This is a genomic window from Wujia chipingensis, assembly GCF_014337155.1.
In the GTDB taxonomy this organism is placed as follows: domain Bacteria; phylum Bacillota; class Clostridia; order Lachnospirales; family Lachnospiraceae; genus Coprococcus_C; species Coprococcus_C hominis.
Genome location: NZ_CP060632.1, coordinates 218,354 through 236,136, shown reverse-complemented (window position 1 = coordinate 236,136; position 17,783 = coordinate 218,354). Strand labels below are relative to the sequence as shown.

Here is a 17,783-nt window from a genome sequence, read left to right as displayed (position 1 = left end):
ATAATCCTTACTCCATTTACTATTCAAAATATTTGTATACTTTTGATATAACTTCATCCACAGTTTCTCCCATGTTATAATACAATGGAAGCCGAACAATTCGTTCACTTTCCTTTGTTGTGTATTTGTCCTCACCTGCAAATACACCATACTCTCTTCCTGCCGGAGCCGAATGAAGTGGGATATAATGAAATACCGTTAATATATCATTTTCTTTCATATAATTAATAAATTTCGTTCTTTCCTCTATATTATCAAGCTTAATATAATACATATGTGCATTATGCTCGCACTCTTCTGGAACAAACGGTGTCTCAATAACTCCCTTATCTTTTAGATACTTAAACGCCTCATTATACTTGTTCCAACTATTCATACGATCGTCAAAAACCTGCTGTGCAACTTCCAACTGTGCATATAAATATGCTGCATTCAAATCACTTGGAAGATAGGAAGAGCCCGCCGCAACCCACGTATATTTGTCAACTTGTCCTCGAAGAAATCTACTCCGATCTGTTCCCTTTTCACGTACAATCTCCGCTCGATCAGAATCTTTTGCATCTCTGATAAGAATTGCACCACCCTCACCCATACTATAATTCTTTGTCTCATGGAAACTATAGCATCCATAATCACCGATTGTTCCTAGACTTTTTCCCTTATACTTTGACATAACACCCTGCGCAGCATCTTCAACAACCTTCAAATTATATTTTCCAGCTATTTCCATAATTGTATCCATTTCGCAAGATACCCCTGCATAATGTACAGGTACTATCGCAACCGTTTTATCAGTAATCGCATTTTCGATCAGTTTTTCATCAATATTCATTGTATCTGGACGAATGTCAACAAATACAACTTTTGCGCCACGCAACACAAAGGCATCTGCAGTTGATACAAAAGTATAAGATGGCATAATAACTTCATCACCAGGCTTTATATCACATAAAATCGCAGCAAGCTCCGTCGCATGTGTACATGAAGTCGTAAGCAAAGCTTTAGCAATTCCCGTTGTGTCTTCAATCCATTTATTACATAATTTTGTATAATATCCATCACCACATATCTTGTTTCTGGATATCGCATCCTGCATATATATTATTTCTTTACCCGTTACTGGTGGTACATTAAAACTAATCATAATCCCTTATCTCCATTATCATGTTTTTACAATGTGTATATACTTTTTGTTAACAGATTCATCTTGATTGTCTTATTCATTCTCTGCATCATCTGATTTACATATTCATTCAACTCATCTGTATGCTTTATTCCATAATCACAGCGTTCTTCATCATCTAAATATATGCCATTATGTGTTTCATTAAATCCGTCAATTCCGGCCAAATACACTTCCTTGACGCCTACTTTTTCCATTGTCTTTAACAATACCGCAAATGCGACATCGGGAATTGCATTTTCCTCAGTATCCAAAACATCTTTATAACGCACAGTATAATCAAATGCACCGCTTGTTTTTGTAACATTCGATGTTGCTATAATCTTATATTCCCCTTGATGTCTTGAAAGTTTACTAGCAATCTGCACATATTTCTTCGAATTACTCAGGAATATCATATCAGGCGAAATGTTATCTGGTATATAATTCATAGAAATAACTATTGGATTATTCTCGTTAATAAAGTTCTTTAAGAGTTCTTCCTGTTCCGTCACACTATCCCCAGTTCCCAAAAGAAGAAGCTTTCTGCTACCAAACAATTCCTTTAGTGCCTGTACATCTAATGTATCATCTATATCATTTTCCTGATACTCCAAGTACAACTGTTCCATATATTTTTTATCATATAACAGTTTTTTATCTCCCTGAAGTCGTCCTAACAATTCATTAATCTGTTTAACTGAAAGTGTTTTCTTCTTCATTAAATCCGATACATATGTTGGATGGCAATCATTAGATGCTGCCAAATAGAAGAACATATTATACCCCCATGTTGCCGGAGTATAAAAACTTGTTATATTGGCATCAATCGCCTCTAAGAATTGGCTAATATCATAATTTTTACCTAAGTTACTGTTCATGTACATGGCAATCAATTCGATAGGAGCATTACCGGCGCTTTTGCCCATGCCATAGATGGTTCCGTCTACAAGCAAAAGTCTGTCTGTAACCTGACTCATCATGGTAATGCAATTTGCATAACCCATCTGGAAATTATTATGTGCGTGATATCCTAACCCAATTTCTGGCAACAAATATTGATCTAGCAGATCAAAATAATGTTTCAAATTATTTTGATGCATCAATCCATAAGTATCCACCATGGAAACTGCATATGGTTTCACTTCATTTGCGAGTCGGATCAAGTCCATCATTTCGTCATCTGTATAGCTTGTAACCGATACCAACTGAGCAAAAACTTTATATCCAAGTTTCTTAAGCTCAGCGCAAAAACTCATAGCTTCATTCCGGAGATGTTTTTTAAAAATCACTCGAATCGCATCTAAATATGATTCCTCACATGGTTTGATATGCGCCAACGAACATGTACCATAATCAATCATCCCTACAATCAAAGAATTTTTTCGGTCAAGATTTCCAAATATCTTCTGAACACAATCCGTATCTGGCATAATACTTCTATTAATATCAAATGGTCTTCTTTCATCTAAAAATCCAATCTCGATATAATCTACATTTGCATCTACCAACCGTTCAAAGATACTAACCATATTATTATGTCCAAACTTCCAGTCGTTAACGTATCCTCCATCTCTCAGTGTACAATCTAACAGCTTTATTTCTCCCATGTATGAAATCTCCATTTATCAATATTCGTGCCATAATGACGCCTTTTTTAATTTTATAGCATCACATACTTTATGTCAATTTTTATTTAACTCAAGTTTACAGGCACCGCGCATCTGTGGTAAAATTTGCATTATAGGTCTTCTTTTTATCAATGATTCATGGTACAATAATAGTTAAAATTATCAATGAAAGGTTTTAAAATGTTTAAAGATAAATTAACCAACAATAAATTTATTGTATCTTTACTTATAAATCTTACTTTCCTGTTTCTTGCTCTATTATTCTGTGACATGAAATACGAAGTATCTGATGACTTTATTATGGATGCGATATTATCCGGTGCTCTTGGACATAATTACAACGAACACTTACTTTTCTCTAACATCCTATATGGTTATCTTCTTAAGTTTTTATATTCCATTACCAAAAAAATAAGTTGGTACTTCGTTTTTCAAGTCGTAATTTGCTTCGTTTCCTTAACATCTCTCTGTTATATAGTTTTGAAGCGAAACAACTCACTCATAGGATTAATCTTTTGTCTTATTTTTGTTTCTTTTTTCTCTGACGACTTGTATATTTTAGTACAATTTACTAAGACCGCTACGGTTGCAACATGCGCAGGGGGAAGTATGTTTTTATATGCTATTTTTTATTCAGAAAAAAAACGAAAGCATATGATAATCGGTGCGCTGCTAACACTTCTTGGGTCAATGGTTCGTTTTCAATGTATCTTTATTGTACTTATTTTTCTTTTTATAGTATTTATAAAGTATGCTTTTACTATCAAGGAATTCAATACTCATTTTTTTATTAAAAATTTATTGTATTGTATAATTCTCTTTATATCAGTTTTATGCGTTATGGGAGTAGATAAAATTATTTGGAATAATTCACCGTCCTACAAACAATACCGAGAATTAAATGAATTACGTGCATCCATTACAGACATTAAAACATATGATTATTCGTCCTATGCTTCTTTTTTTGAATCAAAGGGATTAGATGAAATTGACTTTCATATGATTGAATCATGGAATTTACTAGATCAGAACATTTATACCCCTGAAATTCTAACAAACTACTCCACTGTCAAAAAGGAGGTTCATAAAAACTATATACTCTCTGTAAAGCACTTGATAAACTCTTTTCGTGACAGGAAATATCAATCATATACTGTTGTTTGGGGATTACTATTAATGATGTTTATTCTATTATTTATTGATCCTCATAAATTTATTTGTATGATTCCTGATTTTATTATAGCCGGATTACTTCTTGTATACTTTTTTATACGCGGTCGAGTTGTATATCGAGTGGAATACTGCATTTTTTTATGTCTTGCAATTGGTCTGATTACTTCGTTAAATGTGACCACACTAAATAATACATATAAATTATCATTAAATATTTTAGGTGCTTTCATTCTATTATTGAAGGTTCCTTTATACATTCCAGATACAAATTATAAGACAATGTCGGATGAGATATATTCACAATATATTTCTGATACCATGTTTCGTTCATATGATTTCAATATAAAAAAATACCGATGTGATATCTCGCACAGACGACCGCATGCGGATTTAATAGACCACATTGAATCAGATAACGAACATTATTATTTAATGGATTTTTCCTCAACCATTCAGTTAATATATTATAATTACAAGCCATGGAAGCGGCTTCCAGTCGGATACTATAATAATTATTATTTTTATTTGGGCGGAGTTACTTATGGTTATCCTTCAAATAATACATGCTGGACAGAAAACAATATTAATTTTAAATCTCCACTAAAAAGCCTTGTAAATGACAAAATTATCCTGGTGGACAACCGCCAATACACTACGAAATTTGAATATCTGAAAAAATACTATTATAAAGATATATCTGCGGAGCTTATCACCACAATCAATGGATTTAAATTATGGAATTTCCACGAATAAAGAGGACTATCTATAACTGCCTTTTTCCTAAGATGTAATTTAGAATCTGCTTCAAAAATATAACTTATATGTTTACCAAAAGAATGATTGTGCCTCTTAGACACAATCATTCTTTTTTATCTTTCTAATCAACTGTTTTTCCAACTCAATTACCAAAGAATCTTTCAATACCGTCATCACAATTCCATACACGCCGAAAAAGCAAACTGCAGATATCACAAGCGTTGGAAATACACTGATTCCTAGTAATTTTACCCAGAAAGATGCAGCACTTCCAAGTCCGACTGCGATAAGAATCTTTCCATATGGAAGCTTCTGAAATATTCCCATTTTCAGGTCTCGAATCGCTACACATTGCCAGCCTAACACAACGGCCTCCGCAACCAATGTACCAAGCGCTGCACCTGCTGCGCCATAGATTGGAATAAAAATCGTATTTAACACCAAATCTACAATCGCTCCTGCAATCTCAGAATATAATACCTGTTTTTCTCTTCCTAATGGTACCATCATCTGAATGCCAGTCACATTGCTGATGCCAATCAGCGTAAGCGTCGGCATGATTATCTGCATTGGTATAATAGCTCCGGCATACGCTTTACCAGATAAGAAGAAAATTCCTTCTTTCGCATAGATCATAAAATAAATGGAAAAAGGAATCGCCACAAGGAAGATAAAGCGCATTGTCTTCTTCAATATTCTTGAGAACTCGTCCATCATACCTTTATCTACATAATAAGACGCTCTTGGTAATAATACCGTGCTAGCAGAAGTCACTACACTAACCATGATTGATTTGATCTTTACTGCGGCTGAATAGTATCCAACCTCCACCTTGTCTTTCATGAACCCAAGCATGACGTTATCCAGATTTGTATATATCGTTGTCGCCACAGACATTGAGAAAAAGACCAGTATCATCTTAATATGACGTTTGATATGATAACCTCCGATTGGTTTTAAATAAATATATTTACGAAGATTTATAAAATTTAAAACATTCGAAGCAGATGTAGCAAGAATTGTCAAAAAACCATACTGCAAACAATCCCCTGGATCACGAACAAGCATAAATGTACTGATCAATGCCACAACCTTAAATATCAAAGAACGTACCGTAATATACGTATATTGCTCTAATGCTTTGTATAACCATTCTACGCCAAGTGCATTCAGCAATATCGTCGCACCAATAATCAAAAGTAATGTATGTTCTTCCCGAAACTTTGGAACGACCGCAAGCGAAATAAAGAACACAGCATATACAATTGCAGACATGAACAGATTGATAAACAACAATTCATGAACCGCACGGGTTAACTCTTCTTTATTGTCTCTCACTTTTGCACATAGCCGGATACCATAGGTCGGAATTCCAAGCTGCGCAAACATTGCAAAATACGTCACAACGGCCGTCGCAAAAGCGACTCTTCCTGTTCCTACCGGAAGCAGGATTCTTGACACATACGGGAATGTAATCAAGGGAAAAATAAAGGATGACATAGAAAGCAATGCATTCATCACCATATTTAATTTTACAGACTTTGTCTTTATCTCAGCCATTACAGTTATTTCCGGGTATCAATCACACCAAGTATTGATACTTCATTCTCCACACATAAATCAACCATATCATACACTCGCTGATAAAGCGATACACCCTTCTTCTCAATCATAACTGCCGCTCCTTCTGCAAAAAGCTTGGACATTGCCTCGCTATTAGTAACAATCTCTGCTAATACATCCAGCTGAATGCCTTGTTTTTCAAGTTTCTTTACGAGATCTTCCTGCATATTTTCACTAATATTCCTCATATCACTGGATATCAGCGCTAACTTTGTAATCTCCTTTTTCTTACATGCTGCCAAAATTTTTGCTACCACAAATCCTAGTTGCTCCTGCATTTCAGATTCTGATATGTTTCCCAGTAATTTCATCCCCATAGTAAGTGTGTAATCCGTGTCTGCAACAATAACTTTGCTATACATAAAACATAATAACAGGATCACAATGGAACCTGCCGCGCCCAATGCACCTCCTACCAGTCCATATTTTATGAGTTTTTTCTTATCCACATGTGGCGCTGGCACCGCATCTGCAGTTGTTCCCGTCTCCTCCAGCTTTTCTTCTTTTAACGCCTGTTCTTTCTCGTCCTCGACAATGCCATTATAATAAGTTAATGTATTCCCAGATAGTGCATCCACCGCATTTTTCAACCGATCCTTTGTATTCACACGTTCTGTATATATCGTCCTTTGCACATTATAAATTGTATCAGAACGAACGACCGCAGTCTGAGTATCTGTCATCGCAAGGGTATGTTTTTGCACATTTTTTAGTTCACCGGCATATTGAATCAAAGTCTCTTTTGCTAGTTCGTCCAATCCCGGAACCAAATTTGTCCCATATACATACAGACATAATCCTCCGTTTGTTTGCATAGCGGAGTCATAAGATACATCCAGCAGCTCTTTAATCTGTGCAGCTGTATAATCCCCTTTCAGGTCCTTCGATTCAGCCACCGAATCAGCCAGTCCACCATTTCGAATATAAGCAATATATGCTGATAAAATCTGATTCTGAGCCTCTGTCCGTTCTTCTACAGTATCCAGTGCCACATCCAGTTTTATTTGGAACTGATATGTCTTTTGCTGCATATGATATGGCTCAATCTGCATATAAAGCGACTCATCCAAATATTGCTCCATCTCAGCCATACGATCATAAGAATACAATGCATATGAGATATCCGCTTTTTCTGTTTCTGAAAATTCCTCGTACATATCTTCCAGCTCCACCGGAGTCTGAGACTGTTCTGCATCAATTTCCCGTTTATTCTTCAAATAGCAAAGTCCTGCCAATCCCACTGCTCCGCATAGCGCTAATACAATAACAAGCGCTATATATTTTCGGATATATGCAAACACATTTTTTACTTTAATTACTCTGTCATTTTGTTGGTTCATTTATTCTGTCCTCCTATGCCACTTTGTTTAGCTTCTCAATCGCTTTTATGGAACTACATGTTTCAATACCGGAATTTTACGAATTACCCATATGATAGCAACACAAACTGCAACAATTCCTATTGGAGAAAGCAATCTCCATATTAACGATACCTCATTAACTCTTGTCAATCGTATAACCGCTTTTAATACCGACCAATGCAAAAGATAGACGCCAAAAGTATATTTATTTAAATATACTACTATTGCCCGTATCCACTTTACATCCATTATCTTTGGAGCAATTTGTTTAATTAACACAAAAACACCTATCGCGTAGAGAATACATGGAACATCATTGTATCCATTAAACGTTTTATTTACAGTCCCATCACGCATGGATAAAAAATAAGTTCCAATCATATTTGTAAACAACCCTAAAATAGCCAAAATATATATGACTATTCTATCTTTTCTTTTTATTTCTTGTGTATGTAAGAGCCAACCAACCACAACATAAAACAGATATGACATATTTACAAATAATCTAAATCCAGGATTATAAGGAACCCAATCTGTAAACTTCGCCGCAAAAGGAATTAATACATTCAACAAAAAACCTACAACACTTATATATACATATACCGATTTTCGTTTTTCCTTCTCCACTGCTGAGAATAAAGGGATTGCTAGATAGGCCGCGTATAACGGCATAAAAAACCAATAAGTCGTTACTATAGAACCGCCATTTACTAATCCCGTAATAACGTATTTAATGGTCACATTATTCCATTGTAAATTATGCATACATATGTTAAATCCTATACCTATAAAACTCCAAAATATATATGGAAAGACTGTTTTTTTCACTCGTTTGATTAAAAACGTTTTTGTATCATATCTTTGTCTGTAATCAAGCAAGTTTGCTCCTGTTATCATAAAAAAACACGGAACAGCAAAATACAATCCCGCCTCAATTATATTCGCCGATTTCCAATATCTATCTGTGCTAAAAGCCCAAAAGCAATCATTTGCATGCAAATACACAACTGCCAGCATAGATATTACATTCATCAGCATTATACTTTCACTTTTCTGCGTACTCTCTTGCATCTCCCTTCCCCCTTTTTACATCTTTATCTACAATTAATTTCTGTCCTGCTAATGTAAGCACAATAAAAGGATTAAATGTAATATCAAAAAGTCTTGGTTCTGTTATACTGAAAACCATAATTATCATCAATATCCATGTATAATAATACTGCTTTTTCTGTATTGATTTTTTTAACATATATGCATATGCAAGCAATACGATACTTAAAAATAATATTCCATGATCCAACAAAATTTTTACATAAGAACAATCAACATAGTTATACGTCCCTTTTAATGTCTCTTCCATGTTAAATCCAATCCACTCAATATCTTTTCCGAATAAAGAAATGCCATATTTTGACATTGCGTTTTGCCCAAGCGCCAATCTGCCTGACAACAACTTATTTAATTGAAAATATATCGTATTCTGCGGATTATAGAATGCATGTAACAAAATCGCAAAAATTGCAACTACCACTGGGGACGCAATAAATACGCCTTTTAATTTCTGTATAAATCTTCCATTGTTTACATTTAACCGATAGATTGCAAAAATTATAATTGTTACTATACTAATCAAAAAAGCGAATCTGGAGTTTGTCATTTTGTATAAATACAAACTAATCCCAAATGCTATAATATCCTCCCAAATTGACAATTTGCCCTTTTTTAAATATATATACTGCAACAATATAAATACAAAAAGAATTGCTCCCGTTGTTGTCCACGAAAAGCCAAGAAAATGGCGTATTCGGCTTCCATCCTGCCTAACATAATCTTTTATTACTCCAATTCGCGATCCGATAACGCATACAAACAATATAACAGATTGTACTGCACACGATATTTTAATAATATAGTTTTCCTCCACATTACATGCAGCGATAAAAATCAGCAAATAAAAAATTATGGTTTTATTAAATGAGCCCAAAAAGCTTATAGCAATCACACACGATACTTCTAAAAATAATTTTATCCATTTGCGATTATATATATTGGAACATATTACTTTGAAAGCCAAAAGAATATATGCCACATATCTTGCCATTTTTGTAAATATATTTATTAACGATAACCGGTCATTACCCTGTCCAAATGCAATAGCAGTCAAATCCAAGGTGTTTGCAGACATATAAACAAAAAACGCAAGAAGAAATACCACTTCTGTTTTTCGGATATTTAATTGATTGTTTCCCTCATTACGAGCTATTTCTTTCATACTTCCACTTTTATTTCATTGCCTTTTCAATAGCTTGTTTTGTATAAAATCCACTGGTTAATCGTTTTGATATAAGCTTCGCGTGTTGTAACATATCCGCATATTCATCTTCTGTGAGTTTTTCAAAAATATCTTTTATCTCATATAATGAAGAAATCGTAATTCCAACCCGCTCTTGTTCGACAAATTCAGCCAAAGCTGCTTCTTTCCATATAAAGACGGGAATTCCACTTGCAAGATATAAGGAGGTCTTATGTGGGTTATTCACCTTTAGGTATTCCCCATAAACGCCTGCACATGTATCAACGGATATTCCATCCCATACAAGCCCAAAGTTTCCTTCTAATTCATAAGGTAACTCTGCTGGCGGAAAAGATCCATGATAGCAAATGTTCCCTCCTGCTTGTCCTGTATAATTAGGGCCATACAAATCAAACGCAATATCTTTAGGAAGCTCATATACATAAGCCGATTTCTGCTTGTCCAGATTTCCTGCAATAATACAGGAATATCCCGGCTTCCGCTTACCACGTTCTTGTATTTTTTCTCCCTCTTTACCAATCAAATAGTCAAAGATATCTAATTCAATCATCTTCTCTAACGGTATTCCCAATGCCTCGTGCATTAGTTTTTTCATTTGATGATTGTGGACAACTATATTCGTCGCATTCTTTAATACAGACACTTCCTCTAATTCCATTCTTTTTTTCTTCTTAAATGGTATTGATTTGTTTTTTATATGGCGCATATACTCTAAATCATGAATAAACAATACCACGCGAATATTTTTCTGCACGAGTTTTTTTAAAACCGATGCAAGAAAAACTGTGTGATTTCTTACCGGGAATTGAATATATATTGTATCACCTTCATGTACGCAGGCTAATTTTTCTTCCCAATATTTTTTTGTTGCTATGTGCCCCTTTATTTTTCGTATAATCCCTGCATCTGTTCGAGTATCTTCACCAACCACAAGATTAATCATTTTCATCCCACATTGCTTGAATATAACATCTAAATCCTCACGAGCTTTAATCCCCGCCGTACGGTTCAAATATTCATCTTCTGTTTTTTCACATATATACCAATCCATTGAGCACCTCTTATTTCTCAAATAATGATTTACATGGCAATATCTTTTCAAATGCATGAACAACCTTTTGTTTTGTTTCCTCATAATTCTCAACTTGTGATTCATTCACGCATATCATCTTATATATCCCATTTTCTATTGCATGACACATCTCTGCGATATTGTTATCTTCCGAAGCCCCATCATTCATATGAAACGCTTTGCCGTTTTTTCTCCAATTGTACGGTGAAAACCTTCCAGTCACTAACTGCTCATTCTTAAATATATACTGATTAACATCCTCCGCACTGCGAAACTTATTTCTACATACCCGATCCAATATCTGCTCATTTTCTCTCCAAACCTGTTCATATGTAGACTTTAAGTATGAAGATGCCAAATGAGAATATTCAAGTCCGAAGAAATCATGTCTACGCCATAGCAAAAAACTCCAATTCATCATTAATGCTTTTTTATCCTTTACTAAATAAAACTTCTTCCTTTGCTTTTTTAATACTTCCTTCCTATCATATTTAGAGTTTAATAAAATCATATTATTTAATAAAATATGCATAAAAACATCTTGTTTATTTGGAGATATCGGATCTTCTACCGCCATATCACACGGAAGACCATTTTTAAAAAAATCTTCCGGTTCTACTTTTGAAGTTATAAACATATCATCATTAAAATACACAAAATGCTCTGAAAGATTTTTTATTCTATGAAAATTTAATTCTATAGGATTGGCACTAAATGTTGGTAAATATTCATGTGGAATATAATCCTCATGATTAACAAGCACTAATTTATCGTGATTTTCATTTAGCCAATCTGGTTTCTGCCCACAAGTAACAAAATATATTTTATGAACCCATGGCGCATATTTCTCCACACCACGAAACCAATATTTTAAAATATCCCAATCCCGATACCTAGCATCCGTTATATCTACTGGTTCATCAATTTTTCCACTATACTTATTTTTACTCTTTCTCCATTCTAGGTCACTACCATCCACCCATGGAATAACAAAATCAATATCCATTTTTTACCTTTTCTCTCCTAATAATGTTTCTAATCGTCCAACCTCTGTATTTATATCATATCCGGCTTTCATAGCTAATTGGAATAGCGTGTCTCTTTTTTCACAGTATTCCGCATTTAAAATTCTATCCGCCCATACTTCTGCCGATTCTTTCAGCGAAACAAATTGCAATTGTGGTGTTACCTTAACTTCTACAGGAATTACATCTTTCGAAGCAATACAAGTAAGTCCCGTAGCCTGTGCTTCCAAAAGCGCTATCCCAAGTCCCTCAAATACAGATGGAAATACAAATACATCCATTGCTTGTAATAAATTCGGCACATCATTTCTGACTCCCAACATTTTTACAGCTGTTCCTAGATTTAACTTTTGTATCTTTTCCCGTATCTTATCTTCATCTTCCCCCTGACCTATCATCCATAGAATTGCTTCAGGTCTTTTCTTCAACACACTAGCAAAAATATCCAATAAAAATAATTGATTCTTTTGGAATTGCAATCTTCCTACGTTACCAATTACAAATTTATCCTCAACACCATATTTCTTTCTGTATGCTATTCTTATATCTTCATCATATTTGTATTGCGATATATCAATTGCATTCTTTATTTCTTTATAATTTGCACCTTGCATAATTTGTTTTGAATAAAACCATTCTCCAGCCTCTTTGGAACAGGCCCAAAAATCTGTTGCATATTTATCAATATGCCTCTTATTGTATGCATGCAACAATCCTCTAAGTTTGCTATCCATATTCATAGAATTATGACTGTGAATAATTCTTCGTTTTATTCCATATTTTTTTGCATACTTTAGATAATCAATATTTGCCAGACTACATACATTAACCCATATAGTATCATACTGAGAGGCATTTTCTTTAAAAAATTGCTGCATCTCTCTTTTATACTTCTTATAATCCTTACTTCTTGCTGTGATATGATAAATCTCACAGCCATAAGAGATCAATTCGTCTTCATAAGCAATTTTATCATGTGAATTGCACAAAAAATCAAATTTAAAATTACCACGATTTATCTTTCGAATGTAGCTCATCAAAAAGCTTTCCACTCCACCGGGATTCTCTGTCATTCCAAATATCAAAATGTTGTTCATATACTGTTTATTCCCCTTTTTTCATGCCCTTCATTCTGTTTGACACGAAGCATATATATTATTCCGGCTAACCAATTTAATTTCATTTTCATAAGTAGCACCGGTAGCATTCTTGCACTTTTACATTCTTTAACCCTAATTGCGTCAATTGCATTTTTGAAAATTGCCGTTTTCGCAACCGACTTCATTTTTTTGCATTTTACTCTGAACGAATACGTTCGCTGTTGAAACACCTCTCGCACCATCATAATATTAAAATGCATCATTACATATTTATCATACGCTTTTTTTATGATCTCATTTTCATCCTGTATCGCCTCTGCCGTTTTCTCCATGGCGCGAATATATTTTTCTGTTTTTTCTCCCGTCTGCACTCGCATAACAGACTGCGGATTTAATGTATAATGGTACACCATCTCTGGCTTCCAGCATATAGACACGATATGCTTCATATACCGAAGGGTAAAATCACTGTCTTCTGCAAAAGGTAGCTCTGCATCAAATCGAATATGATTTTTCTCAATGATGTCCCTTCGAAACAGCTTCGCCCACACCTGCATATACCGCGTAGGATTTTGAATCATCTGTACTCTACCTTCATCAAGTTTTTCCTCATCAAACACTCTCTTTCGATCAGTAATCGAATTCTGCGTTTGCCCAGCTACATGTCCATATGCGAAAATATCATATCCCCCATGTCTCGCATCGCTCATCATCGTTGTAACGCCTGACCTTGCCAGATAATCATCGGCATCAACAAATGCTAACCACTCGCCCGTTGCATTCTGAATTCCCAGATTTCTTGCATTGGACACCCCTTTATCGGATGTGAATATTTTTATGTTACTATATTTCTTTTTCAGTCGCTGCAAAACCTGCTTGGTCTCATCCGTAGATCCATTTTCTACAATCAATACTTCTGTCCGTGGTACATCTGTCAAAGATTGCACAGCTTTTTCAATTGTATCCGCAGCATTGTATGCCGGAATAATAAAAGATATCAAAACATCTGTCTGCATTTTATTTTATTCCTTATTTCAATATAATCCAAGTCGGCGTTGTATCATACATACCAATTGGCACCTGTAAAATACCAGTTACATATCTGTATACACCCCCACACCCTTTTTCTTCCTCATCCGCATTCACAGTTTCTATACTACAATCCATGAATACATATTTCGGAGACACCATGTTATAAAACTCCGCACTCAGTGTCCACCGTCCATTATTATTTGCCTGCACATAATCTGCATTTAGTTTATCATAATTTTTCTCTATAATATGGTCCTCTAATGGATGGGTTATTTTTGATAAATATAACATGGATTCTTGATTCGCCTGGATTCGAAAACAAATAGAACCGTTGTATTCTTGATATTCCCCAATTGCATCCGTTTCATCATCCCACGCATGTAATACCTTGAAACTAAGCCCTAATGCTTCAAATTGATCATCTTCTTTTACATAGTTTACATTCGTTTCTTTTTCTAAAGTTTCCCGGAACATTTGCACAAAATCCGTGTTCTGCCATTCTTTTGCATCCCTCAGATAAGTTGCATACTGCTCGTCGTTTATATGCATCGTGTAGATCTGATCAATCTGAATTCCCTGCTTGTCCTGTAGAATTTCACAAAATGCATGTGCATTGCTATCAATCGGGCTTGTCACAATCCAAGCCGTTACATGATTATCATGTGCCCGGATGATTGCTCGCAGCTTTTGTTCATACCAGCCATATCCACCATCAATGATGATCAGATTATTATTTTTATCCTCGATTGTATAACACATACTTACTTCACTTGTATTCGGCCCATACTGTGTTACAATCCATCCACCCAGATCCCGTTGTTCAACATCCGCGCAGTAATACAGATTATATCCGGCTACATTTTTATAGATCTGGTATCCATATTGATTCAAAAGGTCTTCCGGCACCGTTTTATAATCTTCGAGCACAACAAAATCATAATTTTTCGCCATTGCCTGTGCAAAAATATAGTCATAATTTGGATTCTCAGAACGCATCTCATTCGCGATTCGAAGGCTCAGATCGTCAATGACATTGATATATCCTTCCACATTTCTGCCGTACATTAATTCAATGTCTCCGCAATATTGACGTATCTCATAACTTAAATTAAGTGCGGCAATACATTTTGGCGTTTCATCCACCGCCAGCATCTCATCACATACCTGTTGTACTCTGGCATCCACCTTCTGTTGATTGGATGCCTTAGCCATCCCAGAATGTGTATATACATTTGTGCCTTTCCATACAACCGCTGCCAGCACGAGTACAAATGCAATCACCTTTACGGCAATATGCTTTCGTTTTCTCACAAACAAAACTGTAGCATACGCAATTGCAAGGGTATTTGGCAACAGCCACATCAAACGCCAATAAATGATTTTGGAATATACATATTTGTACAGAATTGGGTTCAATACCAAAAAAGCCAGCAACACACTTGGATACACTATTTTCCGTCTGCTTTCCTTCGTTGCAAAAAACAGGTATATATATGCGACGATTGCAAAAAGCAGATACCCGCGATTTCCATAATATTCATTTACCCAATATATAATCGGCTGCATCCAAGCTCTCATGTTTTCACCTATTGTTATCTCTAAAAACTGCTATCATATTTCTTATGAAATACCTTTGCCTTTAAAAAGGAAATTCCTTTTCGGAACCAGTTTATCTTCTCCATATAGATAAATGGCAGTTCCTTCACATCTTTTTGTGAAATCTGGCCTGATTGAATCTGATAATCCAGCCATACATTAAATATAATTTCACTTACCCGTCCATAAAAACGGCTCTGAAATGCTGACATCTCCGGTTGTTTCTCACCAACCCTTTTTTCCAACTCAAAAAGAATCGCAAACAACCATGCACAATACGAGTCAAACAATGCACGCTCCATCACCATCATATTAAACATATAGCCAGAAGTTTGTTTGATCACTTTATCATAAGAGTTCAGATAATCCGGACATTGTTCTCCAATGATTTCCCGCACACAATCCAAATGTTCTGCATAATGTGTGTGTGCATAATGTGAATACAATGTCTCAATATAATATTTACGCTTCTTTGGCACTACTATACGGTGCGTCTCAAAGATCTTCTCCATCTCTGGTTCAGTAACGATACACGCAAAAGGATCCTTACTTTTATTTTTCCCTTTAAAATAACGCCGATAATGTACAAGTCCCAGATACTCTGCTGGTATATTTTTCCAAGCGTAATAAATACCTGTCAATTCACAATAATTTGGATTTTTCGCTGATATATTGTCACCTTCATTATCCTTCTGATACCCCAGATCAAGCGGCGTTCCATCCGGATTTTTCTTTCCCTCTGCGCCAACATGCAATGGTACATACATAGTATCTTCCGGCATACGATAAGGTTTATGTGCCGCTATTACAATCTTTATGTCTTTCTTACTCAATTTTCCTTCCTCCATACATATCCTGAAATCAATGTAGCAATGTTGAAATTCCAAGATATGCGATATTGACCAGACAAGTGCCCCACACCATTATCGCAGTGCGTAAGCTTTTCTTTGCAATTCCATATACGAATCCAAAACATCCAATCATAACCGTTGAAAGTATATAGCTCATACTTGTAAGAAGCGCAACTGCAAACACCGTAAGCCATACCATACAGATTGCTCCTTTTTGTTCCGCATTATATACTGTCTTTTCTTTCCATCGTCTATCATCCGGAAGTAATCGATACAACCGCAAAAAAGCATACAGAAGTGCCGGTATTCCAACCGCTGCCATAGTTGCTTTCCCCTGCCATAACCGGATTATCGTAAAAGTTTCCGCATTGTAGATCGAAAAATATCCATACATATACATTACTAGTAGAAGAATCACAAACAAAGCTCGATATATATGTTTATCAAATAACTCACCTGCAACCAACCAGAAGATGCACATCATCACCGCCAGCAATACCGGTGGTAAAAATGTATGCATCATGCTTGCCGCCGAAATGCCTGTTATCTTCGACAGATATGCTGCAAATACCGCCCACGGAGATATCACATCCTTGAACAAATCTCCGGTCCAGGATAATATCTCCTTTCCCGTGTTCACATCTGTAAGCAGCATTCGATTCGTACGAACTGTATCAACTGCATTGACAACAAATCGTGTATCATCCGCATTTGTGAGCTGTAATCGGAATGACTGTACAATCATATATATTCCAGTTGCAAGCATAACGATGATTCCAACCCACGCAGATGGCTCTACCTTTGGAATTGTCATACTACAATATGTTTTTTTCACAATCCCATAAACAATAATCCCAATAAGGAACATCGAATACACAACAACATCCACAAGGAAACTTACCTTCAACAGAATAAGCGGAACCGTGATAATCTGAAAAACTGCCCACATACTCAGATATCCCATAACAAAACTTCGAGGGATCGTCCCCCGCATGCTCAATCTGTTACATATTGCATTACCAACAAATACAGGCGCAATCCACAAAAACAAGATATATAAAACTATATTTCCAACGGACGCCGTCAT

General features: G+C 35.4%; 14 protein-coding genes. 1 reads left to right on the top strand and 13 read right to left on the bottom strand.

Features of this window, described 5'->3' with window-relative positions; genetic code table 11:
• Positions 1-19: 19 nt before the first annotated feature.
• Together rffA and H9Q76_RS01105 are read right to left on the bottom strand one after the other, a co-directional pair.
• Positions 20-1,144: a dTDP-4-amino-4,6-dideoxygalactose transaminase gene (gene rffA / locus H9Q76_RS01110; protein ID WP_117781741.1), complete on the bottom strand. Its 1,125-nt coding sequence runs from the start codon at positions 1,142-1,144 to the stop codon at positions 20-22.
• Between the two features lie 26 nt (positions 1,145-1,170).
• On the bottom strand, positions 1,171-2,772 hold the full coding sequence (locus tag H9Q76_RS01105; RefSeq protein WP_117781740.1) for an aldolase catalytic domain-containing protein: 1,602 nt from the start codon (positions 2,770-2,772) through the stop codon (positions 1,171-1,173).
• Positions 2,773-3,633: 861 nt separating this feature from the next.
• Between H9Q76_RS01105 and H9Q76_RS01100 the strand changes: the two genes are divergently transcribed.
• Complete coding sequence (locus H9Q76_RS01100; protein ID WP_249321397.1) at positions 3,634-4,719, top strand: hypothetical protein; 1,086 nt, start codon at positions 3,634-3,636, stop codon at positions 4,717-4,719.
• A gap of 96 nt (positions 4,720-4,815) precedes the next feature.
• Here the strand turns inward: H9Q76_RS01100 and H9Q76_RS01095 are convergent, their stop codons facing one another.
• Genes H9Q76_RS01095 through H9Q76_RS01045 form a run of 11 tightly spaced genes read right to left on the bottom strand, consistent with a single transcriptional unit; the run spans position 4,816 to position 17,783 of the window.
• Entirely contained in the window at positions 4,816-6,282 is a 1,467-nt protein-coding gene (locus H9Q76_RS01095) for a flippase (protein ID WP_249321396.1), read from the bottom strand.
• 5 nt (positions 6,283-6,287) lie between these two features.
• On the bottom strand, positions 6,288-7,685 hold the full coding sequence (locus H9Q76_RS01090) for a hypothetical protein (RefSeq protein WP_249321395.1): 1,398 nt from the start codon (positions 7,683-7,685) through the stop codon (positions 6,288-6,290).
• 45 nt (positions 7,686-7,730) lie between these two features.
• On the bottom strand, positions 7,731-8,777 hold the full coding sequence (locus H9Q76_RS01085; protein ID WP_249321394.1) for an acyltransferase: 1,047 nt from the start codon (positions 8,775-8,777) through the stop codon (positions 7,731-7,733).
• Positions 8,752-9,978: a hypothetical protein gene (locus H9Q76_RS01080; protein WP_249321393.1), complete on the bottom strand. Its 1,227-nt coding sequence runs from the start codon at positions 9,976-9,978 to the stop codon at positions 8,752-8,754. Before H9Q76_RS01080 ends, H9Q76_RS01085 begins: the two co-directional genes overlap by 26 nt.
• 10 nt (positions 9,979-9,988) lie before the next feature.
• Complete coding sequence (locus H9Q76_RS01075) at positions 9,989-11,071, bottom strand: hypothetical protein (protein WP_249321392.1); 1,083 nt, start codon at positions 11,069-11,071, stop codon at positions 9,989-9,991.
• A gap of 10 nt (positions 11,072-11,081) precedes the next feature.
• A complete protein-coding gene (locus H9Q76_RS01070) occupies positions 11,082-12,098 on the bottom strand; it encodes a stealth family protein (RefSeq protein ID WP_249321391.1) in 1,017 nt (338 codons plus the stop codon).
• 3 nt (positions 12,099-12,101) lie between these two features.
• Positions 12,102-13,214, bottom strand: coding sequence for a glycosyltransferase family 1 protein (locus H9Q76_RS01065; protein WP_021984819.1), 1,113 nt, complete (start codon positions 13,212-13,214; stop codon positions 12,102-12,104).
• The gene (locus H9Q76_RS01060) at positions 13,211-14,233 is read right to left on the bottom strand and encodes a glycosyltransferase family 2 protein (protein WP_021984820.1); all 1,023 of its coding nucleotides are present in this window, start codon (positions 14,231-14,233) and stop codon (positions 13,211-13,213) included. Before H9Q76_RS01060 ends, H9Q76_RS01065 begins: the two co-directional genes overlap by 4 nt.
• 13 nt (positions 14,234-14,246) lie before the next feature.
• The gene (locus H9Q76_RS01055; protein ID WP_021984821.1) at positions 14,247-15,827 is read right to left on the bottom strand and encodes an MBL fold metallo-hydrolase; all 1,581 of its coding nucleotides are present in this window, start codon (positions 15,825-15,827) and stop codon (positions 14,247-14,249) included.
• Between the two features lie 20 nt (positions 15,828-15,847).
• Positions 15,848-16,678 carry a DUF4422 domain-containing protein gene (locus H9Q76_RS01050; protein WP_330594697.1) on the bottom strand — a complete coding sequence of 277 codons (831 nt, stop codon included), beginning with the start codon at positions 16,676-16,678 and terminating at the stop codon, positions 15,848-15,850.
• A 28-nt stretch (positions 16,679-16,706) separates the two neighbouring features.
• On the bottom strand, positions 16,707-17,783 hold the full coding sequence (locus H9Q76_RS01045) for a DUF6077 domain-containing protein (RefSeq protein WP_227573231.1): 1,077 nt from the start codon (positions 17,781-17,783) through the stop codon (positions 16,707-16,709).

Bases quoted from the DNA above. Each gene is read 5' to 3' on its own strand.
- H9Q76_RS01100 (WP_249321397.1), top strand. From the start codon at position 3,634: ATGGGAGTAGATAAAATTATTTGGAATAATTCACCGTCCTACAAACAA.
- H9Q76_RS01045 (WP_227573231.1), bottom strand. From the start codon at position 17,783: ATGACGGCGTCCGTTGGAAATATAGTTTTATATATCTTGTTTTTGTGG.
- H9Q76_RS01105 (WP_117781740.1), bottom strand. From the start codon at position 2,772: ATGGGAGAAATAAAGCTGTTAGATTGTACACTGAGAGATGGAGGATAC.
- H9Q76_RS01085 (WP_249321394.1), bottom strand. From the start codon at position 8,777: ATGCAAGAGAGTACGCAGAAAAGTGAAAGTATAATGCTGATGAATGTA.
- rffA (WP_117781741.1), bottom strand. From the start codon at position 1,144: ATGATTAGTTTTAATGTACCACCAGTAACGGGTAAAGAAATAATATAT.
- H9Q76_RS01095 (WP_249321396.1), bottom strand. From the start codon at position 6,282: ATGGCTGAGATAAAGACAAAGTCTGTAAAATTAAATATGGTGATGAAT.
- H9Q76_RS01075 (WP_249321392.1), bottom strand. From the start codon at position 11,071: ATGGATTGGTATATATGTGAAAAAACAGAAGATGAATATTTGAACCGT.
- H9Q76_RS01065 (WP_021984819.1), bottom strand. From the start codon at position 13,214: ATGAACAACATTTTGATATTTGGAATGACAGAGAATCCCGGTGGAGTG.
- H9Q76_RS01060 (WP_021984820.1), bottom strand. From the start codon at position 14,233: ATGCAGACAGATGTTTTGATATCTTTTATTATTCCGGCATACAATGCT.
- H9Q76_RS01080 (WP_249321393.1), bottom strand. From the start codon at position 9,978: ATGAAAGAAATAGCTCGTAATGAGGGAAACAATCAATTAAATATCCGA.
- H9Q76_RS01055 (WP_021984821.1), bottom strand. From the start codon at position 15,827: ATGAGAGCTTGGATGCAGCCGATTATATATTGGGTAAATGAATATTAT.
- H9Q76_RS01070 (WP_249321391.1), bottom strand. From the start codon at position 12,098: ATGGATATTGATTTTGTTATTCCATGGGTGGATGGTAGTGACCTAGAA.
- H9Q76_RS01090 (WP_249321395.1), bottom strand. From the start codon at position 7,685: ATGAACCAACAAAATGACAGAGTAATTAAAGTAAAAAATGTGTTTGCA.